This window comes from Paenibacillus lycopersici (assembly GCF_010119935.1).
Taxonomy (GTDB): Bacteria; Bacillota; Bacilli; order Paenibacillales; family Paenibacillaceae; genus Paenibacillus_Z; species Paenibacillus_Z lycopersici.
The window spans coordinates 3,460,857-3,486,182 of record NZ_CP048209.1 but is presented as its reverse complement, the minus strand read 5'-3'; the positions used below and the strand labels follow the sequence as shown (position 1 = coordinate 3,486,182).

General features: G+C 56.0%; 19 protein-coding genes. 3 read left to right on the top strand and 16 right to left on the bottom strand.

Annotated features, from left to right (window positions below; all coding sequences use genetic code 11):
- Window positions 1-29: 29 nt before the first annotated feature.
- Window positions 30-2,510 (bottom strand): glycoside hydrolase family 9 protein, encoded by a 2,481-nt coding sequence (locus GXP70_RS15505; RefSeq protein ID WP_162357659.1) that lies wholly within the window; start codon window positions 2,508-2,510, stop codon window positions 30-32.
- 211 nt (window positions 2,511-2,721) lie between these two features.
- On the opposite strand from GXP70_RS15505, the gene GXP70_RS15500 reads away from it, so the two are divergent.
- Window positions 2,722-3,372 (top strand): glycosyltransferase, encoded by a 651-nt coding sequence (locus tag GXP70_RS15500; protein ID WP_192043360.1) that lies wholly within the window; start codon window positions 2,722-2,724, stop codon window positions 3,370-3,372.
- An 85-nt stretch (window positions 3,373-3,457) separates the two neighbouring features.
- On the opposite strand, the gene GXP70_RS15495 is transcribed toward GXP70_RS15500, so the two are convergent.
- The 10 genes from GXP70_RS15495 to GXP70_RS15450 all read right to left on the bottom strand — a co-directional run bounded on the left by GXP70_RS15495 (window position 3,458) and on the right by GXP70_RS15450 (window position 16,402).
- Window positions 3,458-4,027 (bottom strand): AAA family ATPase, encoded by a 570-nt coding sequence (locus tag GXP70_RS15495; protein WP_162357657.1) that lies wholly within the window; start codon window positions 4,025-4,027, stop codon window positions 3,458-3,460.
- Between the two features lie 74 nt (window positions 4,028-4,101).
- A complete protein-coding gene (locus GXP70_RS30320; protein ID WP_162360498.1) occupies window positions 4,102-4,338 on the bottom strand; it encodes a hypothetical protein in 237 nt (78 codons plus the stop codon).
- Between the two features lie 295 nt (window positions 4,339-4,633).
- Window positions 4,634-9,994 carry an S-layer homology domain-containing protein gene (locus GXP70_RS15485; protein ID WP_162357656.1) on the bottom strand — a complete coding sequence of 1,787 codons (5,361 nt, stop codon included), beginning with the start codon at window positions 9,992-9,994 and terminating at the stop codon, window positions 4,634-4,636.
- Between the two features lie 191 nt (window positions 9,995-10,185).
- Entirely contained in the window at window positions 10,186-11,643 is a 1,458-nt protein-coding gene (locus GXP70_RS15480; RefSeq protein ID WP_404822361.1) for a DHA2 family efflux MFS transporter permease subunit, read from the bottom strand.
- A gap of 257 nt (window positions 11,644-11,900) precedes the next feature.
- Window positions 11,901-12,476 carry a DUF3995 domain-containing protein gene (locus GXP70_RS15475; RefSeq protein ID WP_162357654.1) on the bottom strand — a complete coding sequence of 192 codons (576 nt, stop codon included), beginning with the start codon at window positions 12,474-12,476 and terminating at the stop codon, window positions 11,901-11,903.
- Between the two features lie 148 nt (window positions 12,477-12,624).
- Complete coding sequence (locus GXP70_RS15470) at window positions 12,625-13,518, bottom strand: phosphotransferase family protein (RefSeq protein ID WP_162357653.1); 894 nt, start codon at window positions 13,516-13,518, stop codon at window positions 12,625-12,627.
- A 97-nt stretch (window positions 13,519-13,615) separates the two neighbouring features.
- The gene (locus GXP70_RS15465) at window positions 13,616-14,056 is read right to left on the bottom strand and encodes a GyrI-like domain-containing protein (protein ID WP_162357652.1); all 441 of its coding nucleotides are present in this window, start codon (window positions 14,054-14,056) and stop codon (window positions 13,616-13,618) included.
- Window positions 14,057-14,335: 279 nt separating this feature from the next.
- The gene (locus GXP70_RS15460) at window positions 14,336-14,863 is read right to left on the bottom strand and encodes an NADPH-dependent FMN reductase (protein ID WP_225442863.1); all 528 of its coding nucleotides are present in this window, start codon (window positions 14,861-14,863) and stop codon (window positions 14,336-14,338) included.
- A gap of 57 nt (window positions 14,864-14,920) precedes the next feature.
- Complete coding sequence (locus GXP70_RS15455; RefSeq protein ID WP_162357651.1) at window positions 14,921-15,397, bottom strand: GNAT family N-acetyltransferase; 477 nt, start codon at window positions 15,395-15,397, stop codon at window positions 14,921-14,923.
- A 159-nt stretch (window positions 15,398-15,556) separates the two neighbouring features.
- Window positions 15,557-16,402 (bottom strand): helix-turn-helix transcriptional regulator, encoded by an 846-nt coding sequence (locus tag GXP70_RS15450; RefSeq protein ID WP_404822253.1) that lies wholly within the window; start codon window positions 16,400-16,402, stop codon window positions 15,557-15,559.
- A 125-nt stretch (window positions 16,403-16,527) separates the two neighbouring features.
- Here GXP70_RS15450 and GXP70_RS15445 point away from each other — a divergent pair, with 125 nt between their 5' ends.
- A complete protein-coding gene (locus GXP70_RS15445; protein WP_225442432.1) occupies window positions 16,528-17,913 on the top strand; it encodes an MFS transporter in 1,386 nt (461 codons plus the stop codon).
- A gap of 152 nt (window positions 17,914-18,065) precedes the next feature.
- Window positions 18,066-19,760 carry a M3 family oligoendopeptidase gene (locus tag GXP70_RS15440; protein ID WP_162357650.1) on the top strand — a complete coding sequence of 565 codons (1,695 nt, stop codon included), beginning with the start codon at window positions 18,066-18,068 and terminating at the stop codon, window positions 19,758-19,760.
- A 125-nt stretch (window positions 19,761-19,885) separates the two neighbouring features.
- Here the strand turns inward: GXP70_RS15440 and GXP70_RS15435 are convergent, their stop codons facing one another.
- From GXP70_RS15435 to GXP70_RS15415, 5 genes are all read right to left on the bottom strand, one after another.
- Window positions 19,886-20,326, bottom strand: coding sequence for a hypothetical protein (locus GXP70_RS15435; protein ID WP_162357649.1), 441 nt, complete (start codon window positions 20,324-20,326; stop codon window positions 19,886-19,888).
- 210 nt (window positions 20,327-20,536) lie between these two features.
- Window positions 20,537-21,373, bottom strand: coding sequence for a phytanoyl-CoA dioxygenase family protein (locus tag GXP70_RS15430; protein WP_162357648.1), 837 nt, complete (start codon window positions 21,371-21,373; stop codon window positions 20,537-20,539).
- 287 nt (window positions 21,374-21,660) lie between these two features.
- On the bottom strand, window positions 21,661-23,289 hold the full coding sequence (locus GXP70_RS15425) for an extracellular solute-binding protein (protein ID WP_162357647.1): 1,629 nt from the start codon (window positions 23,287-23,289) through the stop codon (window positions 21,661-21,663).
- 67 nt (window positions 23,290-23,356) lie between these two features.
- Window positions 23,357-24,262, bottom strand: a complete 906-nt coding sequence (locus GXP70_RS15420; RefSeq protein ID WP_162357646.1) for a carbohydrate ABC transporter permease — start codon at window positions 24,260-24,262, stop codon at window positions 23,357-23,359.
- Complete coding sequence (locus tag GXP70_RS15415; RefSeq protein WP_162357645.1) at window positions 24,262-25,254, bottom strand: ABC transporter permease; 993 nt, start codon at window positions 25,252-25,254, stop codon at window positions 24,262-24,264. Before GXP70_RS15415 ends, GXP70_RS15420 begins: the two co-directional genes overlap by 1 nt.
- Window positions 25,255-25,326 lie beyond the last annotated feature (72 nt).

The window sequence follows — 25,326 nt, the reverse complement described above, 5'->3', positions numbered from 1 at the left end:
ACATTGCGCGCAGTTCTTGTACTCATGCATCATTGACCGTTCGTGAGCTGTTGCGCCGCCAGGACGATGAACATAAAATGCGAAGAGCCGCCCCCCATGACATATTCCACTTGCTGCCACAAATACGGGAACACCAGCAGTTCCGGAAAGTCGGGACGGATCAGCGCAGTGCCCGAAATGACGCCGCCGGGAATATACGACCAGTCGGCGCGATTGAGTCCATAGCCTACCGTTGCCGACTTCGCGCCCACTCCCGATGCAAACGACATCGTATTGGAGCCCGGATGACAGCCCAACACGAAGTTCAGCGCATTGAAAATCATTTCGGAATCGAAAATGTCGGAATACGCCCGGTGCAGGAAATAATATTCGTATCCCAGCTGCTGAATCCCCCAACCCGCCCCCCAGATATGCGGGCGATACGGTATCCCGTACGGCGTTTCGGCACTCTGCCGCGCGAACTGCTCTTTCAATGCAGGCAAAGCGCCGCGAATCTTATTGGAGAATCCGGCGTCTTTCATCGCGTACTCGGCTCGCGCGATGAACCAGCCAACCTTGTCGATCGATGCGACGATGTACTCGGCTTCCGACAGCAATACGTCTTGATATTCCCGATCGCCGGTGGTCAGAAATAATTCCGCGGCTGCATGTATGCGGGCCGTTCTGGCAGTGCCTGTCCCATCCGTAACCTTATAGATCTCTCGGGCCGCTTGCAAAGCTTGGCTGCTTAATGCAGGGTTGAACGCTTGCAGAGCGCGGGAAGCTGCTGCCAGATGAGCGGCGGTCGTCAATTCGCGCGGCGGATTATCTTCCGTAAACACCCAGCGATCCCCGAGCATGCTTGCGCTGTCGCCAAGATGTACGTACTGCCGAAGATCGCTTTCGATAATCCCCCGATACAGCCGCCCTAATGCGCGATAGGCGCCTACGACGGACAAGACGCCGTGCTCGATCTGCTGCAGGATGTCGTTCTTGCCGTCAGGCTGGTGGATTTCGACGATTCGTCTGTCCTGGTCAATGGTGGTCGCATCGTAATGGACATTGAAGGCCTCGTACGCCAGGGCCAGCGTATAGAATTCTCCGGACTGCGACTCTACGCGAAGGTCGAAATCGCCGGCATCGTGCCAACCGCCTATATTCAGCCCCGGAACGACGTCTCCCGGTTTGTAACCGGTCAATGTGGATGGCCCTTGCACATAACCGTCAAAGTGATTCAGATTTACCGGTGCCATCCGAGCGTCATCATCATGACAATGGCCATGCCAGACGCGGTATTTCTCGCTTACCCGCATATGGCACATCTGTACGGGAAGGAAATACTCCAGCACCGGCTGCCAGACGCCCCGGTCGTATACATCGCTGGCGATCCGGAAGATGGACGACTCCGAGGAACCGTACTGAATTTTGTAGAGTCCCTCTTCCTTTATGTCCGTAAAATCGAATTTCAAGTAGCGATAGCGGAGGAATTGCCCCCATTCCTGCCCTTCGGCGGACAAAACCCGTTGCTCGCCCGTCTCTGTTAGTTGGGAAAGGATGAGCTTCTCGCGTCTGCTCTCGCGTTGGTCAAGTTCAATGATGGCCGTCTTCGTTTGGCCCGGATGGTATCCGACCTGCGAGGTTTGAACGACGGCCGGATGGAGCCAGTCTTCGACGACATTGGGCGTGATGACCCATTGAATCGCATTGGCGGCGGCACCGGCAGGCACTTCGCTGCTGATCACAAACCAGCCGTTATTGTGGTTCATGCGTCCGTCGTATAACTTAAGCTCCGCCCCCTTGCTTTCGATCGTGAAGCGGTTATAAGGGTCGTCGGGCCGAACCGTAAACCGTCTGCCGACGGCATACGGTTCGGCGATGAGGTCATCGGCAATCATCGGGCTGTATTCCTTGCTTCCCCCGGACAGGAGTGCCGGATCGGCCTTCGCATCGGGTTCGCCGAAATTTCCGATATGCGAATAATTGGCCGGTTGCGTCATTACAGGTCCGTTGGGCTGTTCAGGAAATATTCCCTGCCTGTTGTCCATGATCCAAGGCTTACCGAACAGCGCGCCGGGAAACAGTTCGAGGTTGAAGCTGATCTTGCCGGCATAGTTGTCCGGTATCGGTCTATCCAGTTCAACGGAAACGTGAACCGACTTGCCATCGCCTTGGACGGTAACCTTGTAATCGAACTCGAAATCCGGATAGATCATCGGGTTAAAGCCCTTTAAGTGCCTCGAGGTGTCTGGAAAATGCAGCGATGCGGTGATCGTATTCGCCATCTCATCCAGTTCGCGCTTCCCCTGTTTGGGTACCGGCTGCCATTGTCCGGGCGTCTGTTCAAAACGGATATCGCCGTTCGTAGCGACGCGATTGCCGTGCATGATGATGCTTACGCCGGATTGATGTCCTTCCGGATAAATATCGTCGAAAGCCATCACGTCCACGCCCGCGCATTGAAAATAGCCGGAAGCGTGATTCAATATAAATCCCTGCTTCGCAGCGCCCTTGTAACCGTTTCCATTTTCCATAATGACGCCTCCTACTTATTTGGATGCCTGATAGTAATGATAATATAGCCGCGGTCTCGTGCATAGGCCATTGCCGGTAAAAGAGGTGATTGGCTTATCGGCACTCCTGTTCCGTCCACTTGCCGCTCCCCTGATCGTGTGCATAATGTCGGAAAAAATAACCATAATAACTCAGTCGGTAGGATTTCAATATTACAAGGAGCAGATGAACTTGAAAATCAAATCGATGTTGGCGTTGCTTTTAACGGTGGGGCTCATGATAAGCTTGAATCCAGTAGGCGTATACGCCCAGTCGGCTACGGTACAGAACGCAGCATGCATTTCCCCCAAGATGGTTCAATTGAGAACGGACATGCAGCGGGTTTGGATCGACCATACCATCTGGACGCGGAGCTATATTGTAAGCGCCGTATCGGATCGTTATGATCAGCAGGACGTTCTAGACCGCCTATTGAGGAACCAGCAGGATATCGGAAACGTGATTAAACCGTATTACGGGGACGCCGCAGGCAATAAACTGGCTGAGCTACTGAGAGAGCATATCTTGATCGCAGGGAAAATTATCGTGGCCGCCAAAGCCAATAAACAAGACGAAGTGAATAAACTGGAGGCCGATTGGCATAAAAACGCGGATACAATCGCTTCGTTCTTAAGCGCCGCCAATCCAAACTGGCCGTTTAAAGCGCTGCAAGATATGCTGTATACCCACCTGCAGCTTATAACGGAGATCGTACTGGACTGCATTAAGGGTGATTGGAAGGCCGATATTGCGGCGACGGATAAAAACGAGACCCATATGATCCATCTGGCGGATATGCTTACGGATGGGATTATTAAACAGTTTCCAGCCAAGTTTAAATAAACGTCTAACCATTGGACACGGAGGCTCCTTTCAGCTTGGAGCCTTTATTAATTTCCTAGCTACATGAGGCGAATTATATTGTGAATTAGTGTAAATCACAGCTGCTGCCAAATATTTTCCTGCTTAGTTCCTTGATCGAAGGGCTGTATTCCCCTGAAGTATCAATAGCGAACGTAGGTACGTCGAGCCGGGGCTCCTCGTAAGGACTCACGCAGGGCGCCATGCCTTTCCTCGCCATGTCGATTCCTTTATCACCATGGAAGTACTCCCTGAGCGGATTGTCCAGCCCCCGTCGTACGAACCTGTCGAGCGCGACCTTGCCGTCAACCTTGCAAAGGCACAATTTCACCTGCGCCTTGCCCATGAACGGTTCAAGCCTGGTCGACCAAATCCGATGCTGGAACGCCGCTTCGGCAATTACCGACACCTGGTTGGCGATCAGCCCCATGAGCGTATCGAAGAAGATTTCCGTTGCCCTTAAATTGCTCTCCTCCGGAAGCTCGCTATGCCTTCTCGCGAAAGTATGCACATATCCTTCCTTGATCTGGTCCCGGCTGATGACGGGCATCCAAATTTCATTGCCAAGCACCTTAGAGAAGGTCGTTTTCCCTGAACCCGGCCTGCCAGTGACAATGATTAAATATGGCTTGAGCATATCGTATCACTCCATTTGGTCAAGTCTTCATGCTTCCCGCGCGCCTTACTTCTGATGAAATGTACCGTCCTGCCTCAATCGGCGGCATTGCGCGTATATGCTGCTGCCAATCGCTTCGGAGCGCATCTTAACCAAGCAAGCTCGATATATTCTTGCAGTACATGCCGATCTACAGCCGCAAGTCTTACCAGTACGCTTGGATGATTGCGATAATGATCCGTTAGGTAGAAAATAGCCGGGTGAAGTTCAAGCAAAAACTCCCGGTCTTCAAATGCGACTTTAAGGACGAGCGATTGGCCATCCTGATGCAGGCGAGCGAATAACTTCCCTTTGACCCGGAATGCCGTCGTTCCCTAAGACATGCCCTCTTCCGCGCCTGGCAGCGAAAGCGCGATCGCGCGAACCAATTCAATATAAGGGCTTGGATTCATGTACTCACTTCCTCGCGAGATTGACTATAAAATGAAACTACTGTAATTGAATCTACTATATAAATGCATTCGCGAAGTGTATTGAACTATCCTGTCCGATGCTTCAACCCGGATCCAATAATCAAACAAGAGCCTTCGGAACCCGATCGGTTCGAAGACTCTTGCTGATAGACGGTTAGATCAGATCGGACTTCTGAAGGAGGTTCCGCACCATCATGGCGACTTCGGCGCGCGTAACATTAGCTTTCGGCGCCAGAACGGCATCGCCTCGGCCTGTTACGATTCCGGCCTGCAGGCTGTCGGCAATGCCGGCCTTCGCCCAGCCGGACGCCTCGGCCACATCCGCGAACGAACGCAGCGCTGCCTCTGTCGATTGGGCCGGAAGCCGATCCTTCAAGCCGGTCACCTTCATCGCCTTGGCGACGATCGCCATCGCCTGTTCACGCGTAATGCGCTCACTCGGGCGGAAGGCGCCGTCCTCGAAGCCATTGATCAACCCATGCTTGACCGCGGCGTTCACCGCCCCGGCATACCAGTCCGACGCCGCCACATCCGAGAAGGCGCCCGCTCCGCTCTCCTGTTTCAGTCCGAGCGCGCGAACGACGATCGCGGCGAACTCGGCGCGCGTGATCTCGCGGTCGGGACTGAACAGGCCATTGCCGGTTCCCTCGATGATCATTCGCGATCCCATGTCGTTGACCGCATCCTTCGCCCAATGCTTGGTCATGTCGGCAAATTCGATCGGATGCCAAACGACGGAATACATGCTGTTGGTTAAGCTGCTGATCTTCGCGTACGGCTTGCCGTCAATCATGACGATCTTCGTCGGTACGTGGCGTACCGTACCGTCCGGATCAACGACGACGCCCGTCGTAATCTTGCTCAGATCGACGCCGTCCGGAATCGCGATCGTACGCTCTACGTAGGCGTTAAATGAAGCGACTTCAACGGTCTGGTCTCCGTAAATCGCCCGAATCGTGAATTCCACCGGCGGCACGACAAGCGTGAAAGTGCCTTTCTCCGCCGCGTTTTCCACCAATTTGACCTGATCCGCAGCCGGAACGGCAATCTCGACTTGCAGCTTGATGTCTTCCAGCGCCACCGATTGGCCAAGTTGTGCGGATATCGCATCGATGTTGATCTGCGCCGCCGGCAAGGTGTACGTTGCGCGCTCCGTTCGGAGAACAAGCGTAGCCGATGCGTTCTCCATGTTTTTAATAAGTTGTCCGTTCAATTCGCCAATGATGGAATCCGCTGCCGTATTGACCGGTATGGTCACCACCGCATGACTGCCTTCCGCATCCAGCTTCGCCTGCAGCTTGGCGGGGTCGATGGTAATGGTCGTCTTCTTCATGCCGCCGACCTCGGATGTCTTCGACTTGCCGAGACTTTCGGCTTTGCCGTTGACGAGAACTTCCACATCATCCGTTGCGCTTGGTACGGATGTAGAAGACCCAGGAGATGGCTTATTCGGCGTCACTGTCGGTTCATTCGTTACGACCGCCGTCGTTTGGCCGAAGCGTACCGCTTGGCCTGTCGACGCATCTACTTCCGCAACCGCGATCTTATCGCCGCTCGTTGCCGCGATCAGGCCATCGGCAGGCAGATCGGCGTAACCCGTCAGTACATCGCCGACGTTCGGCACGGTCACGCTGCCGCTGCCGAAGTTGCGGTATACCTGCTTGTTGCCCTCCGTTGCGTCAGGCGACACCGTCAGCTTCGTCTTGCCGTCATTCTCCGCGCCGCTCGGATCGGCCGACGTTACCGTCAGTCCCGCTGCCGCATCCGGTCCCGCCGGCTCGTCCGTTACGACCGCTGTTGCTTGACCGAAGCGTACCGCCTGGCCCGTCGCCGCGTCTACTTCCGCAACCGCGATCTTATCGCCGCTCGCTGCCGCGATCAGACCATCGGCAGGCAGATCGGCGTAACCCGTCAGCACATCGCCGACGTTCGGCACGGTCACGCTGCCGCTGCCGAAGCTGCGGTATACCAACTTGTTGCCCTCCGTTGCATCTGGCGTCACCGTCAGCTTCGTCTTGCCGTCATTCTCCGCGCCGCTCGGATCGACCGACGTTACCGTCAGCCCCGCTGCCGCGCCCGGTCCAGCCGGTTCGTCCGTTACGACCGCTGTTGCTTGGCCGAAGCGTACCGCCTGGCCCGTCGCCGCGTCTACTTCCGCAACCGCGATCTTATCGCCGCTCGCTGCCGCGATCAGGCCATCGATAGGCAGATCGGCGTAACCCGTCAGCACGTCGCCGACGTTCGGCACGGTCACGCTGCCGCTGCCGAAGTTGCGGTATACCAACTTGTTGCCCTCCGTTGCGCTCGGCGTTACCGTCAGCTTCGTCTTGCCGTCATTCTCCGCGCCGCTCGGATCGGCCGACGTTACCGTCAGTCCCGTTGCCGCATCCGGTCCCGCCGGCTCGTCCGTTACGACCGCTGTTGCTTGACCGAAGCGTACCACCTGGCCTGTCGCCGCGTCTACTTCCGCAACCGCGATCTTATCGCCGCTCGCTGCCGCGATCAGACCATCGGCAGGCAGATCGGCGTAACCCGTCAGCACATCGCCGACGTTCGGCACGGTCACGCTGCCGCTGCCGAAGCTGCGGTATACCAACTTGTTGCCCTCCGTTGCGCTCGGCGTTACCGTCAGCTTCGTCTTGCCGTCATTCTCCGCGCCGCTCGGATCGGCCGACGTTACCGTCAGCCCCGCTGCCGCATCCGGTCCAGCCGGTTCGTCCGTTACGACCGCCGTCGTTTGGCCGAAGCGTACCGCCTGGCCCGTCGACGCATCTACTTCCGCAACCGCGATCTTATCGCCGCTCGCTGCCGCGATCAGACCATCGGCAGGCAGATCGGCGTAACCCGTCAGTACATCGCCGACGTTCGGCACGGTCACGCTGCCGCTGCCGAAGTTGCGGTATACCTGCTTGTTGCCCTCCGTTGCGTCCGGCGTCACCGTCAGCTTCGTCTTGCCGTCATTCTCCGCGCCGCTCGGATCGGCCGACGTTACCGTCAGCCCCGCTGCCGCGCCCGGTCCCTCTGGCTCGTCCATCGAAAAGGCCATCGCTTGGCCGTAGTGAACCACTTTACCGGTCGAGATGTCAACTTCCACGACACCGATCTTATCGCCCATTGCCGCCGGAACGAGACCGCCGGCAGGCAAGTCGGCGTATCCCGTCCCCGGCAGCACGTCGCCGACGTTCGGCTGGGTCACGTCGCTGACGCCGAAGTTCCGATAGACCAGCTTATGACCTGCCGCAGCATCCGGCGACACCGTCAGCTTCGTCTTGCCGTTATTCTCCGCGCCGCTCGGATCGATCGACGTGACGTTCAGACCGCTCAGCGTGATCTCGTACGTCGCTTCGCTAGCATCCACAGCGTAATTGGTTCCATGGAAATCGCCCGTATAGCCGGAGTATACGGCTTTAATCGTATGCGCGCCTTCCGAGATATCGTTGTAGTTAATCCAGTTAAATATACCGTAGGGAGGCAGCCCCGTGACGATCGAAGTCAATGGCACGTTATCGGTTTGAAGAACGCCGTCAACGTAGAACGCCATCGTTCCCCCATAATAGACGGGACCGAAGATCCCTGCCGAGTAGGTTGGAGCGCCCGTTACGGAAGCGGTATAGAACACGGGCAGCGTTGGACCGATTACGATATTCTTCGACCCGCTGATGTTCGTCGTCGAAGGCGTTCCTGCCGCTCCTTCCGCCAGCAGCATGCTTTTATTGCCCGCCCGGTCTACGGCCTCAATTTCATATACCGCTGACGTCGGGGGAGCGGTAAGGGTGTCTGACGGAGCTTCGACCTGGTGAGGTAGCCCGTCGACATACACATTATAATGATCGATGCCGCTGCCTTCCCCGTCGGAAGCTTCGTCCCAAGTTAACTCGATGCTGCCGTTGGTCTCATTCTTAGCGATCGAAGCGCCGTTATCCCAAACGGGCGACGTACTGTCAACGGCAATGCTGGGATGAAACACGCTTGTTCGATTGCCGTACTGGTCCTCGAAATAATAGCCGGCATTCAGAGTATGCGTTCCATCGTTCATGCCCGCCGTATCGAGCATGACCGGCACGGAAGCATGCGTCCCGGCGACGAACGAATCTACCGGAGTATCGTCATCGCTTGCATCATAGACGCGAATGTGATGGCCATAGCCCAACCACTCGGAATCCATATTGAATGTAACTTCGTGCTCGCTTACGCTCTGATTGGAGACGAATTGCGGCTCCGCATGGAAACGGATGTCCATGCCGGCGTATAGCTGCGGGTAACGGCCGCCCTCCACATGCCACACATGCTCGAAATCCCAGTTGTTATCGGTTTCCGAATCCGACGTGAAGGTTGCCTGGATTTTCATTAGCATGGTATCCAGTCCACGGCCATACCGATCGTCATTTTCCATCAGATCCGGCTGGTGCGACGCTTCCGTATCCCAATAAGAGGCTCGGACGAACGACTGTGTTTGATCTTGATTGTTCAAACCGATCAAGCCGCCCGCTTGGGTGCCCGAGGCTTCTACCTCGCCTGCCGCATAACTGCGCGAGATCAAGTCGTATACGGTGTATCCGATCAGGCCGCCTACGGCATTGCCGCCGGATACGTGGGCGGTTGAATACGAATCACGGATATTCGATGACATTGAAGATCCAATCAGACCGCCGACATCATCCGTTTCCGGAGAAACCGAGGAGGTATCGACAGTCCCTGCCGAATAGCTTCTGGTAACGTTCGAGTCGGTAAAGGCTCCGAGCAGACCTCCTATCCGCGAATGATCTTCCTCTGCGTCGCCTTCTCCCGCAGCTACGAAAGCTTCGGCATGAGAGCTGTATACCAATCCGCTCATCAGGAATCCTGCCAGTCCTCCAACCGAATTGGCGCCGGTCACGGTACCCGGACCGATATGATTGTACGCAAACGCCATGCTCGCATTGTCGTCTCCGCTGGCCTTGCCGACCAAGCCGCCGACATTTTTATTCCCTTTAACGTCTCCCGTGGCGGAAATGAACATTAAGGATGTTGTCGACATGCCGTTATCATCATCGTCCGTTTGCTCGACGGACCCGGCAATGATGCCGACGTTATCGTGGCCGGTAATGCCTTCCTGACCGGTTTCGACAGTTAAGTTGTATACATGCCCGTTCAAAATTTCGGCGAATAAACCGACATTGTCATCGTCGGGCATATCGATATTCAAGCCTGTGATTTTTTTGCCGTTGCCGTCGAACGTCCCGGACAAGTAGCGGATCGGAAACCAGTTCGCATCGGATAGATCAATGTCGTTCATCAAAATATAAGGACTGCTATACGAATATTGCGCATACCCGATTAATTCCAATTGCTGTCGATTGGTGATTTGCCACGGGTCGTCCGATGTACCATTCCCGCCCAGTTGATCAAAAGCATATGCCACTTTTCCCCCCATGGGCGAGAACACCGACACCGCCACAAGCGAGCCGGCCAAAATCATCGTCAGCTTTCTTCCGGGATTACCCCCGGCCGTCTTCGCGCCGTTCCGTTCCTTCACATATAACCCACCTTTACCATGTATGATCGTTGATGCTTCCCGAATCATTATATCGAACAGCAATAAACGCAGAATCAACAAGAAAAAAACCGCGGAATCCCGTCGGATTCCGCGGCTTTCATGGCCGCTTGAAGTCAGCGCGCTATTGCACCGGCTGCCTTCATATGGTTAGTAAGCGATCGTGGCGTCACTCAATGTCCCATGCCTGGGCGCGGCTCTTCGCCTTCAGGCGGCTTCGTGCGGCGAATGAACAGGCCGATCACGAGCGCGAGCACGCCGATGCAGAAGCCTACCCAGAATGCATTGTGCAAGCCCTCGACCATGCCTCTTAACGATTCAAGCGGGTCTGCAGGGTTGCTCGACTTCGCGAGATAATCCTTCGTGCCGTTGGACATGATGCTGATGAACAGCGCCACGCCGATCGCGCCGGCAACTTGCTGCAGCGTGTTCATGATCGCCGTACCGTGCGGATACAGCGCGCGCGGCAGCTGGTTCAGCGCCGTCGTCTGCGCAGGCATCATCACGAGCGATATCCCGATCATCATAATGATATGCACCGCGATCAGGTAGCCTTTCGTCGTCTCCATATCCACGCCGGTGAACATGTAGACGGCGAGAACAACAATGGCAAGCCCCGGGATAACGAGGACGCGCGGCCCGAATTTGTCGAACAGAATGCCGGCTACGGGCGCCATCATTCCGTTGACAATGCCGCCCGGCAGCATAATCAGACCCGAAGTGAAGGCCGTCAGCATCAGCGGACCTTGCAGGTACATCGGCAGCAATGTCAGCGTCGAGAACAACGTCATCATCATCACGAGCATAAGCACCGTAACGAGAGCGAACATAGGGAACTTGAACGCGCGCATATCCATAACCGGGCTTTTGAGCGTCATCTGGCGCACGGCAAAGACCAGAATACCGAGGACGCCTGCCGCGACCATCAAATACACTTGGGGATCGCCCCAGCCAAGGTCGCCCGACTTACTGAATCCGTATACGACACCGCCAAAGCCGATCGTCGAGAGAATGATCGACAGGATGTCAACCTTCGGCTTCGTGATCTTCGATACGTTCTTCATATAGATCGATGCGAAAATAATCGAGAATGCCGCAAGCGGAATGATGAGGTAGAACAGCCAGCGCCATTCCAGCTGATCGAGAATGAGACCCGATACCGTCGGTCCGATTGCCGGCGCGACCATGATCACCAGGCCGATCAGCCCCATCGCGCCGCCGCGCTTCTCGGGCGGGAAGATCGCAAGAATCGTGTTCATCATAACCGGCAGCATCAATCCGGTACCGAACGCCTGCACGACGCGCCCGACCAGCAGCACTTCGAAACCCGGTGCAACCGCCGCAATAATCGTACCTATGAGGAACAATGTCATCGCCCCGATGAACATTTGCCGCGTCGTGAACCATTCTTGCAAAATCGCCGTTACCGGCACGAGCACGCCAACCACCAGCATATAGGCGGTGGACAGCCATTGGATCGTAGAAGGCGTTACATGTAATGCCGTGATTAAGTCCGGAAAAGCGTTACCGAGCAGCGTTTCGTTCAAAATCGCAACGAATGCCCCGATAATCAGCGCGATAACAATCGGCGCTCGTTTGATTTGAGTCAAATCCGGCCCTTCCGCGTTCATTGCAGCTTGACTTGCAGCTTCCATCGTAATCCGTTTCCTCCCTATTGTGTCTGTCTTCGCGACATCCGGCTTATGTAGCGATCGGTTAAGTGCCATCCCGAATTTCCAAGATTTATTGAAAATCATCACCCGGCGTCCCTCATTCAATATAACACACATCCATCGCGGTATGAACGTGAAGTCTTCCATTATCTAGATCGGGATTCCGGATTCCGTCTCCTATAATCAGGCTCATGGCCTTGCATCGCAAGGACGGCTCATGCGAATCGCACGCCCGTTATCCCCGTGACCAAGCCGACAAGAATGCCGAATAGGCAAGCCGCCAGCCAGATTTTCCTGCTTCGGGCTTCCTTCAAGAAACTCCACCCTGCGATAATTAATAAAATTCCCTCGATTAAAAACCACGGTTCGAAGAGCGCTAGATCCCATAGCACATAAGTATCTTCATCCATGTGAAATGAGCCCGATTCCAACCCGGTTATCCCGCTGATTTGAAGGATGCGATAACCCACTCCATAAATGCCGTGCGAAGCGGCTAACGAACATCCTGCCCAAGCTGCGAATAGCAGCATCAAGCTGGAAACTCTGCCCTTGGCCCAATAGATAAACGCAAGTCCAAGGAATCCGGCAGCCGTTAGAAATACGGAGGCAATCCAATTGATCCATTCAAAATCGATCGATTGCACGAGATCAGGTTTCAGTATCCCTCCGCCCCTCTTGCCGCCCAGCGCCCAATAGAGGTGCGGGAGCATGTAGCCGATCGACCATATAAACACTGCGTACCCCGACCACAGTGACGATTTTGTTATCCTTGGTTGAATAAGTCTGCTCATATCATCTGCCCCCTCTATACTGACAGACGATTCAAAAACGAAATGATTGCACTTCTCCGTATGAATGACGAAAGCCATCCGGCCGGATGGCTTTGGATACCTTATCTTGTTGCATCTTAATGCGCCTCTCATAGCGTGTCTGCTCCATTTAACGTATCTGCTCCATCCCCACTGATTGCTGCAAAATAGAGATGTTTTCCCGAAGAAACGGCCGGTTCTTATCGATACCTCTGTTCTTGCACCACACGACGGCACTGAACGCATCGTAAAAATCATAGAACGGCAGCACCGTCTCCAGATTCACCATGGGGCGAATCGATCGATACCCTTCGATGTACGGCAGCTTTGTTCGCGGGTTTACTGACCAAATATAACGATTGATTTTGGTAAAGTCGATTTCGGAGGAGCCGCCGCGGGCACTCTCGAAGTCAATAATGCCCGTAACTTTGTTAGCATGTACGAGTATATTGCCAGGTCTAAAATCCATATGAACGATGCATGGCCCGTCAGGCTCCGGTAAAGCAGCATATACGTCTTCAAAGCGCTGCACGCATCGTTCATACAGCTCTGGATCGAGAATCGCTTTGCAAGGCTCTTTCCACTTTTCGACATTATCCCTGATATGCAGTCTCCAATTATTCCGGTCAAGCAGCTTGAATCCATCCGTTGCATGGACCCCGTAGCCTGGCGTTGCAACCTCATGAAGCATCGCATGATTCGCGCCGATTTGAAAAGCTAGCTTCTCATCCATATCTGCTGTGCAAGCCATGCCTTGTATCGCCGATAGAAGCAATGCGCCGGTAGTCGTTTCGTCCCCTTCCCAAACATCCAGTACGTTAGGAACAGGTATGACATCCTTCAATGTGTCAAGCATCCGAAACTCACGATACAGCTTATCCTTGTTAAACGGAATTTTGACATACGCTTGTTCTCCGCCGGCAAGGGTAAGTTTGTATACCTCTGAACTATACGACTCCGGAACATCTTCTATTTTCGAGACGTTCAGCTTTAATTTGTCGATAACGTTGCGAATGGAACTCATAGCGTACCCCCTCGTGTTGGATTGCAGAGCGATATTCCCGATCTCACCCTTATGTCTTATTGAGCTTAGTGCCGAGGGGGAGCGCGATGGCCAACCGTTATACGGGTTTGAGCTGAATGAACATATCGAGCTCGCTATCGTCTTGTTCATGCTTGAATCGTTCATCGTAGACTTCGAAACAAACCACATCGAACGGCTCATAATGATTAGCGCCGAGCCAGTCCGTCAGCTTTTCGAACGTTTCGTTGATCTTGCTGACGGGTCCTCGATGAGTTACGCCTGCATATTGGCCTGCGGGAATGGGATACATAGACATTCCTTCCGGCACTTCGCTGTTAGAAGCGGTTTTCACGCCTGCCAGATAGCCGAGTTCGTTGCGTTTGATTAATCCTATGGTCTCATGGGGATTAACGCGATCGGTTATGTCGTTGATCCGGGAAAACAAAGCCGGCCAGACATCGCCAGGATCGGTCGGTTTACCGATGTTTCCAAAACCAATAATCGTACAAGCAGGAATAGCAACGAGAATCGGCTGCATGTTCCCCCTCCTCTATGACCGGGTATGATTCTTATTCGCTTGATTGGAATATAATCCCTTCCTGCGTTTGCCAGAACGTAAAAAAGTCGCTCCGATGAGCGACTCAGAATGTGGAGAAATAAACAATGCTTCGAGCAGCAGGCTTGTGGCCAACCGCGCCTGGAGCACGAACAGCTCCTGTTGGCGCTTCGCCGGCGTAGCATGGACTGCCGGTACCGTTCCGAACCAGCCGGCTTGGTGACGGCTGGTTCACAGTTCGTCCGTATGTTCCCGTTCCCGTTAGGCTAATGCCTGCATCAGCGCCGCTGCGAGATTGCGAAGCGATGTTAAGGTATCCGTGTCCGTCACGCTGCCATCGGTCCCTAGCTTCCTGCCTACGAACGGAACGGCCAGCGTCGCATCGTCCGGAACCGCCGCGCTCATCATTCGAAGCGTCTGAATTAACGAAGACAGCGCGGCCGCTCCGCCTTCGGGATGCGGGGACACGCTAATAACCGCCGTTGGCAAATTCATCCATTCGCCCGAAGAAACGACCCAATCGAGCGCATTCTTAAGCGAGCCCGGGACTCCGCGTGCATATTCCGGCGTGCAGATCACGATCGCATCCGCTGCCCTCAGCCGTTCCCGCCAATCGACCACCGCTTCATGAGGCTCGGCACCGTCGATATCCAGGTCCGGATTGAAATGCGGCAAGCTCGCGAGCCCATCGTACGTTCGAAACTCGACACTTGGAGACATCATGCCCGCGATGGACGCCAGAATTCGTGAATTCGTCGATCCCTCGCGGAGACTTCCGGATATCCCCATCACTACTAGAGGGCGTTGATCCATAACGCTCACCAACTTATCCATTTGATCTGCTGCCTACACGAGCTTCAGCATGCCCGAATAGATGCCCGGTTCCGGCTGTTCGATCTCGACCGCGCCGACCGCGCGTCTGTAGAAGTCGACCGGGCCCGCGCCTCCGATGATGCCGTACGCGTACCCGTAATCCCGCATCGCATGCAGCGCTTCGAACAGCAGCTGTTTGCCGATTCCGAGGCCTCGCATCTGTTCGTCCACGCCTGTCGGGCCGAAGAAGCCCCTGCACGTCGCATCGTAGCAGGCGAAGCCGAGCAGCTCGCCGTCCTTGACGGCAATGAGGCAGGCGACCGGCTGGCGGGCGAAAGCGATCTCGGTCTCGCTGCGCCAGCCTTTGCCGAACCGCTTCTCGATCCACTCGGCAACGGTGACCAGCTCCGGGCCGATCGCTCTGCGGACCGTAATCCCGGTACGCTCCGCGAATTGCTTCGCCGATTCGGACTCCGGCAATTGATACAATTTAACCAACATATCTCCCATTCGTGAATCTTCCTTTCACCGACAATAGTGGCCTATCGCGCATACTATCATTATTGTAGCGAACGATGCGGCACGATTGCAATCGAGGCCGCCGAATTCCATGTCCGGTTAGACAATGGAACAACGATTTCGCTGTTCCTATTGTGGTATTGCCGAAGGCTAACCGCGTTCCAGCAGCGTCCGTACGCGCGTCGTCGTCTCTTCGTCGGCCGGCATGTTGATGGTGACGGTGAGATGAGGCGCGTCCGATACTTGAAACGCGAGCTGGTCGAATTCCAGCCGTCCTGCAATCGGATGATAGTTGATCTTCTTGCCTTCGGGTCCCACGATAACGTCATGCTCCTGCCACCAGCTTCGGAATGGCTCGCTAATCCCGCTTAGCTCCTCAATCAGTGCAATCCACTGGGGATCGCCCGTGAATTTGCCGTAATTGGCGCGGAATTGCGCGAGCCGGTGCCGGGCGTGGGCCTCCCACTTCTCTTGCAGCAAGCGTCGGATCACGGGCGAAGTAAACGTGCGCCAGAGCGAATTGCGATCGCGAACAGACAACATTTCATAATCGCCGTAGATCAGGTTCGAAGCTTGGTTCCATGCGACGATGTTCAGCTGCTGGTCGGTTACAAGGGCCGGACTCGTCCCCTGCTGATCAAGGAATCGTTGCAGGTACGGGCTGACGGATCTGACGGACTGCGTGAAGTCGGGCGGCAGCTGCTGCAGCGCCAGCATATACAAATGCCGGCGCTCCGTCGCATTCAGCTTCAGCGCCTCCGCGATATTGTCCAGCACTTGAGCGGATACCTGGATATCCCGGCCTTGCTCAAGCCTCGTATACCAGTCGACGCTGATCCATGCCAGCTGAGCGACCTCCGAGCGGCGAAGTCCGGGCGTTCGTCTCCGGCCGGTATTCGGCAGGCCGGCCTGCTCGGGCGAGATGCGAGCCCTGCGCGTCTTCAGGAAACGGGCCAGCTCTTGGAGTCGTTCCTGTTCCGATGGTTCCATTGGCATACGATCGTTCCCTTCTCTAGCCTATGATGATTTCTCCTAGGATAATCGGACATCTCGTCTAAGTATACGATCTACTTTACGCTTAGCAAGCAAGAAATTCACGGAACAGAAAGGGTGTCATTCGATTGCAAGAAGCGGTGATGCAGACCAAAGCGCCGACGCGTTCGGCCAGGCTCGTTGTTCTACTCGGCCTTTCGCTCGGCTACTTTATGGTGCTGCTGGATATGACCGTCGTCAGCGTGGCGCTGCCTGCCATTCATGCCGACCTGGGCGGCGGCATATCCGGCCTGCAATGGGCGGTGAACGCCTACACGATCGTATTCGCGGGATTGCTGCTGTCGATGGGGGCGTTGACGGATAAGCTCGGGGCCAAAAAAATGTTCATCGGCGGACTGGTCCTTATACTGGCTGCCTCGGGCGTATCGGCAGCCGTTGCCTCGATTGGTGCCCTGATTACGATGAGGGCCGTGCTTGGCATCGGCGGAGCGGCGCTGCTGCCGGCTTCGCTGACGCTCATCGCCCATGCTTATCCGGACCCCGGCGAGCGAGCGCGGTCGTTAGGGATATGGGCAGCCGTTACGGGAATTGCGCTGGCGGCCGGACCGGTCGTTGGCGGGCTGCTGGTTGATTCGCTCGGATGGCGAAGCATTTTTCTGCTGAACCTTCCCCTCGCGCTTATAAGCCTTGTCGTCGCTTGGACGTCGATTCGCGAGACGGCCCGCAATCCGCGGCGAAGCCTGGATATCCCGGGTCAGCTGCTCGCTATCGTGTCGATCGCGGCTTTGTCGTACGCCCTGATGGAAGGCGAGTCCTACGGCTGGCGCTCGACCGTTATTCTGGGCGCGTTCGGATTGGCGCTCGCAGGCATGGCCGCATTGATCATCGTCGAAACGCGCAGCAAGCTGCCGCTTATCCCGTTTCAGTTATTCCGAAGCGCTGCGCTGTCGGCCGGCATGGCTGCAGGCATGCTCGTTAATATAGGGCTATCCGGCATTCTGTTCGTTATTCCGATGTTCTTCCAGCAAGAACGCGGGCTATCCGCCCATACGGCGGGACTTGCTTTACTGCCGATGATGATTCCGATGGCGGTCAATCCGATTGTCACGGGACGGATCGTCGGCCGGCATGGTCCGCGCATGCCGATGACCTTCGGCTTCGCTTCCGCGGCGGCAGGGGCAGCGCTGCTCGTCGGGGTTACCGTCACGACAAGCTATGGGCTCACCTTAGCGGGGCTGCTCCTGCTCGGGTACGGCCTATCGCTTACGATTCCGTCTCTGATGGCTGCCGTTATCTCTTCATCGCCCAAGGAGCAAGTGGGCACGGCTTCCGGAATGATTAATTCGAGCCGGCAGCTTGGGGCAACATTAGGCGTTGCCATGACGGGGGCACTGGTTAACGCGCGAGAGTCTTTCTTATCCGGGATGCACGCATCGCTCTTCGTCACGGCTATTCTATTAGCCGGCGGCAGCCTTCTATCGTATCTTGCGATGCGGCGAGCGAAGAAATCTTAGTTCTAGGAAAATCTTGAAACGCGCGTATAATGGAATCAGGTTGTATGCATGCCGGCCCGGTGACGAGCTTGCCGGACGCGGTTATCGGGCCGAATCGCATAGCCTGCTGTAGACGCTTGCGTCTTAATAAACCGGAAGGCGGTGCATGGAGCATGAGATTTAGCGAATATACATACGAGAGACCGGACGTGAAGGCGTTCGAGGCGAAATTCAAGGAACTGCTCGGCGTATTCGCCGCGGCCGGCAGTTTCGAGGAGCAGGATTCCGCGATGGCGGGCCTCAACAAGCTCCGCAGCGAGTTCGACACGATGCAGACGATCGCCAGCATTCGCCACTCCATCGATACGAACGACGAATTCTACAAGGCCGAGCAGGACTTCTTCGACGAGAACAGCCCCGTCGTGCAGGAATTCGTGACGGACTATTACAGGGCGCTGGTCGGCTCGGCGTTCCGGAACGCGTTGGAGGACAAGTGGGGACGCCAGCTATTCCGGCTCGCCGAGCTGTCCTTGAAGACGTTCAGTCCGGAAGCGATCGAGGATCTCCAGCAGGAGAACAAGTTGACGACGGAATACACGAAGCTGATCGCTTCCGCGAAAATCCCGTTCGAAGGCGAAGAGCGCACGCTCGCGCAGCTCGGTCCGTTCCAGCAGTCGACCGACCGCGATATGCGCAGAAGAGCCGCCGAAGCGTCCTCCGGCTTCTTGGCGGAGAACGAAGCGACCCTCGACCGCATCTATGATGACCTGGTCAACGTCCGCACGCGCATCGCGAAGAAGCTCGGCTTCGACAACTTCATCGAGCTCGGCTACGCCCGCATGAGCCGGACCGACTACGACGCCGGCATGGTCGCGAACTTCCGTAAGCAAGTGCAGGACTATATCGTCCCGGCCGCGACGAAGCTCAAGGAACGTCAACGGAACCGCATCGGTGTCGACAGCCTGCTCTATTACGACGAGAACCTCGCCTTCCTGTCCGGCAACGCGACGCCGAAGGGCGACCCGGACTGGATCATAGCCGGAGGCGCGAAGATGTACGCGGAGCTGTCGCCGGAGACGGACGCGTTCTTCCGGTTCATGCAAGACAACGAGCTGATGGACCTCGTCGCCAAGAAGGGCAAACAAGGCGGCGGTTACTGCACGTATATCAGCGAATACCAAGCGCCGTATATTTTCTCCAACTTCAACGGCACTTCCGGCGATATCGACGTGCTGACCCACGAGGCAGGGCATGCGTTCCAGGTGTACGAGAGCCGTGGCTACGCGGTGCCGGAATATGCCTTCCCTACCTACGAAGCCTGCGAGATCCATTCCATGAGCATGGAGTTCCTGACTTGGCCGTGGATGGAGCAGTTCTTCAAGGAGGACGCGGACAAATACCGGTTCGACCATCTCGCCAGCTCGCTGATCTTCATTCCGTACGGCGTGACCGTGGACGAATTTCAGCATTACGTGTATGCGAATCCGGAAGCGACGCCGGCCGAGAGGAAGCAGGCATGGCGCGAGATCGAGAAGAAATATCTCCCTCATCGCGATTACGCGAACAACTCGTACTTGGCGGCAGGCGGCTTCTGGCACAAGCAGGGGCATATCTTCAACTCGCCGTTCTACTATATCGACTACACGCTGGCGCAGCTTTGCGCGTTTCAATTCTGGAAGAAGTCCCGCGAAGACCGCGAGGCCGCATGGAATGATTACCTCGGCCTATGCCGTCTGGGCGGCAGCCTCTCCTTCACCGAGCTCGCAAGCGTGGCCGGCTTGATCTCGCCGTTCGAAGACGGCTGCGTCGCCTCCGTCATCGGCACCATCGAGGCATGGCTGAATAGCGTGGACGACACAGCGCTGTAAGCCGGTTAGCAGGCTGTACTGCGTGATCTATGCTCCGTACAAAAACCAGCGGAAGTCTCGGAACGATACGTTCCGGACCCCTGCTGGTTTTTTGTGCTGCGGTTCATATCTGGATTGGTTTACCTTTACAGGCTTTCAATGGCTGATGTGATCTGTTCGTTAAGGAGCGGCGTCTCTTTTGATTTCGCCCAATAAATCATCAGGAGATTTCCCTTCTCATATAGAAAAGGATACGTGGTGAATTGGGCATTTATCATCTGCTTATTAAACGCTTTAACACCGGATTTACGAGCTGATTCCGTATCGAATCGATAAAAATAAGCAAATTCCGGATCCGCGTGATCCGTAGCTGCTTCGCCCTCGATCGCGTTCATTTCTGGAACGACTTTATTTAACGTTGGTATAGTGCCTGCCATCCCGTACGGCGCTAGCGTTACATGCTGCGACTCCAAAGCGCGAGTAACGTCTTGAACGCTATATTCATGTTCCTCGGCATTTTTATTGCTAGCGCACCCGACTAATGCGATCATACCTATCAAGAAGAGAATTCCCAACCTCGATTTCATGTTTATCCCGCTCCCTTCCTTCCGTATCACCTTTATCTTACCATAATTGGCAACATCGACAGGGTCTAATCCGGCGTAAAGCCGTGCCGCGCCTAGTAAACACAAAGAAGCCGCGATATACGCGGCTTGGACTAACTGATTAATAGCATTAATCACTGATCTATCAACCGATACTGCCCTATCGTGGTCTTACAACGAACCCAACGCGCTCTATTCGTGCGTCGGTTCGATAACCGGATAGCCGATCTTTTGCCAGCGGAACAGATGCTTGGCGCGTTCGGACAGGTTATCGTACGTTTCCTGCGGAATTTGAACGGAGTTATCCCGGTGGGAGGCACTGTAAATCAGCGCCAGATTCGGACGGATCTCGTTGCTGCGGTTCGGCGTTCCCCGATGCCACATGCGCACGTCCCGGATCAGAATCGAGCCTGCCGGCATATGTACTTTGATCGAGTGCATATGCGATGCCAATTCATCCGGATTCGGGCCGTTCGGGCCGTAATAATGGTCAGGCAGCAGATGGGTTCCGCCCGGCCAAATCTCCATCGGACCGTTCCCGTCATCGACGTCGACGAGCGGAATATTGAAGACTAAATCCGTGATCGGAAGCGATATCTTGCACAAATCGCCGAATCTCGCGCCATAATCCGGGTGGACCGGCTGCGCCTTCTTGCCGCCCGGGAGAGAGGTGTTCGACGAGAATAGCGTAACGGCGTAATCCGTTCCGAGAATACGGTCGATAATCGCCAGCGCGAACGGATGCTCGATCACGAGCGAATCGTTGAACGGCGGCGCAAAAGGAAGAAGAATGCCCAAGTGATTGGTGCCTTCGTTGAATCCTTTTTTGTTCAGATAGATTTCTTCCCCGTGCTTGTCGATGAACCAGTTCATGCAAGCCTTGAACGCTTCCCTGAGCTCGGTCACTTTCTCTTGAGGCAGGACGCCTTCAATAATCACGTACCCGTTCACTTTAATCAGGTTAACGGCAAGTTCGACGGTCGCGTCGTGCAGCTGCAGCGTTTCCAGTTCTTCTTTGCTAATTTTCAACCTCATTCACCTCGCATAATTGGATGGATCCCCGATCACGATCTGCTTGTTTACGGTTACGAGTGCTCTTTCACGCTTGCCTTCTCGGCCGCGCTTGCTTGTATGATAGATGCACAATTCTCATCATAGCATTGCTTGCGCTATTTGACAGCCCCTCCGCCGGATCGCAGCATATCGCGGCATGTGCCGTCCATCCGTGAAAAAGGCGGCCGAACCGGCCGCCCCCTTCGATCACGCATCGCTTGCTTGCTTGTTCTTCATTGCTTCCGCATGTCCGGATCTGCCGCTCAGTTCTCGTCGGGATACTTGTCGTTGACGGCTTTGATCGCGTCCGCGAGCCCGAGGCCCATCTGCTCGTCGACGTATTTCTTCATGGCCGCCTTGATGTCCTCTTTGCCGATGACCAGCTGGGTTACGAGCGCGTCCAAATCCCCGCCGCCCGTACTCAAGGAGCTGGCGAAGGCGTTGACGATCCAGTTGATCGGCGGTTTCTCGCCGGATTGCAGCTGTTCGGCCTCGACATTGTCGATGTACTCCTGAACCTTGCCCGTCTCCGTCGCCGGATAGCCCTCGACATACTTATTGCCATCCGACCAGATGGCCAGCGCGCTGAACACGTTATTGGACGGGTACAGCTTCATCAAGTCGAAATCCTTCTCGCTCTGATGCTTGTTCGTTACCATGTCGCCGTTCGGCTCCCAGTCCACGCCCTGCAGGCCGTAGCGCGTCACCTTCTGCCCTTCCGGCGAGGCGAGCCAATCCATCAGCGCGAGAAGGCGCTCCTGCTTCGCGTCCGATGCAGTGCCGCTGAACAGCGTGCCGGACCAGTAATCGAAATAGCCGTACAGGTAATTCTTCCCGTCCGAAGCCGGTACCGGGTTCAGAATCTTCACATGATCCAGAATGCTGGAGTTCGGATTCGCCTTGTTCCACAGCGCCGGCTCGGCGTTCATCGTCTTCGGCGTCGTCACCAGCGCCGCCGCTTTGCCTTGCATGAACTTATTCTCCGCGTCGACGTTCGGCAGCGCGAAATCTTTGTCCAGCAGTCCGGATTGGTACAGGTCCCGGATTTGCGCGATCTGTTCCGCGTAGCCGTCCGTCATCCAGCCCGGCTGCCATTGGCCGTTCACCTTCTGCCACCATGCGGACGCCGGATTGATATTCTGGAACACGCTCTCGCGGATCCAGCCGATGCCGCCGGCCGTAAGGCCGATGACATGCTTCTTGTCGGCGATCGTCTTCAGCACGTTCTTCAGCTCGTCGTACGTCGTCGGATCCTGCAGGCCGAGTTCGTCCATCCAATCCTTGCGGATCTCGATGCCCCGGTCCATCGGCAGCTCGTTGCGGTTGGCCAGCATGCGCGGGATGAAATAGTTTTTGCCGTCCGCCGCCGCGGCGCCGGCCACATCGGGCAGGTCGATGTATTTCTTCAGGTTGGGATACGGGCTCATGTCGTCCGGCAGCGGCTTGATGATGCCCTGGTCCGCCCATTGGTTCACGAGGTCGCCGCTCGTCTGGTCGAAGAAGAACGCGTCCGGCAGCTGACCCGAAGCCGCCCACAGCTTCGTGCGGTCCCCGTAGTCGCCCCACGATTCGTTCACGGGCTTGATCGTGATGTTGAATTTCTGCTCGATCATTTGCAGCATCGGGTCGGGCTGGTCGGCTTTGATCGAAGTGGCGATGTCGTAGAACGCGAGCGAAATGTCCAAATGATCCTTGAACAGATCGTCCTCCGCGGCATTCGCGTTCGTATTCTTATTCGTATTCGAACTCGAGTCCGCGCCGTCGTTCGACGATGCAGGGACGCTGCCCGTCCCTTCGTTCCCGGACGGCGAATTCGAGCCGCAGCCGGCGAGCAGCGTTGCGGCGAGCGCCAGGCTCGCGATGCCCGCGGCGAAAGTTTGACCTCTCTTCATAACGATTGCCTCCTATAATGGATTGACCCCGCAATGATACGTGAATGATCGCGATCGGCAAGGGCCGTCAGCCCTTGATGGAACCGACCATCACCCCCTTGGCGAAATACTTTTGCAGGAACGGGTAGATGGCCATGATCGGGAAGCTCGCGATGACGATCGCCGCCATTTGCATCGCTTCCTGCGGAATGTTGATTTTGGACTGGTCGATTGCGGACATGCCGACGTTCTTGCTCAGAATCTGGCTGATATTCATCAGGATGTTGCGCAGCATCAGCTGCAGCGGGTATTTGTCGGAATCCGACAGGAACAGCATCGGGCCATACCAGTCGTTCCAGCGGTCCACCGCGTAGAAGAGCGAGATGGACGCCAGCACCGGCAGCGAGGTCGGGATGACGATCCGCAGCAGAATCGTCAGATCGCCGGCGCCGTCGATCCGCGCCGATTCCTCCAGGCTCGCCGGGAAGTCCCGGAAGAAGCTCATCATGATCCAGACGTAATAGGTGCTGATCGCCGACGGCAGGATCATGACCAGGTAACTGTTATACAGGCCGACGCCCTTCACCGTCAAGTAGTACGGGATGAGACCCCCGCCGAAGAACATCGTGAAGATGATGATCGTCATGAGCGCGTTGCGCCCGGGCATCGCTTTCTTGGATAGCGTGTACGCCGCGATGATCGTCAGGGTGAGGCTCAGCGCGGTGCCCGATACCGTAACCAGCGTCGAGACGACGAACGCCCGGCCGATGCCGAATTCGATGATCTGCTTGTAGCCCTCGAACGTGAAGTGCGTCGGCAGCAGCATGCCCTTCGGCGTGCCGAACGACGTGATAATGACGGTGTAGAACGGGAAGACGGCGCAGATGCCCAGAAGGATGAAGACCGCGTGCAGCAGCAGGTCCGCCCGGCTCTTCCCCCGGTTCGCGAGGCGATCCTCGTGTCCCGTCTGATTCGTTAAGACAGCTTCGGCCATTAGACGAGTCCCTCCTGTCCGAGTCGTTTGACAGACTGATTGGCGATGATGAGCAGGCACAGGCTGATGACCGACTTGAACAAGCCGACCGCGGTCACGATGCCGAAGCCCAGATTGACGCGGCCCGCGAATGATAACCGGTACATGAACGTGTCCAGCGTGTCGGCGACCTGGTAGACCGGCGCGCTGTAGAGGTTGAAGATTTGGTCGAAGCCCCCGTCCATGATGCCGCCCACCGCCAGGATAAGCATCATCGCGACGACGCTGCGGATCGATGGCCAAGTAATATGAAGCATCTGCTTCCAGCGATTCGCTCCGTCGACGTAAGCCGCTTCGTACAGCTCCGGGCTGATGCCCGCGATCGCCGCGAAATAGATGATCGCGCCCCAGCCGGCTTCCTTCCAGATGTTCGTGACGTACAGCAGCGGCCGGAACGTGGCGGGATCGCCGAGGAAGCTGACGTAAGGCAGATCGAGCTTCGCGAACAGCGTCGCGATCGCGCCCGTGTTGCCGAGAATATTGACCAGAATGCCTCCGAGCACGACCCACGACAGGAAGTGCGGGAAGGTGAATACCGTCTGGTACACCCGTTTCAGCTTCGAGCGCGCGATTTCGTTCAGCAGCAGCGCCATGATGATCGCCATCGGAAACTCGACAAGCAGCCGGCCGCAGCTGATCAGGATCGTATTGCGGAACGCCGTCCAGAAGTCCGAATAGCGGAAAATGTACCGAAAGTTGTCCAAGCCGACCCAAGGGCTCTTCAGCACGCCTTTGTTGAACATGTACTTCTTGAACGCCAGCGTGATGCCGTACATCGGCACGTACGAGAAAACCGCGAAATACGCGACGACCGGAACGAGCAGCAGGTAGAACACCCGGTACTGCTTCACTCTTCGCCATAAGCGGGCTCTCTTCAATCGTTTGGCGTCCTCGGGCGGCTGCGGGCCGTAGCCCGGCCGAATCGCTCCTTCGCGCGAAATCGATCCATTCATCCTGCACCTCTCCCTGCCTTAAGGAATGCTGTCTCCGTCTTGCGACAACTTTCATTTTAGACATGATTGTAA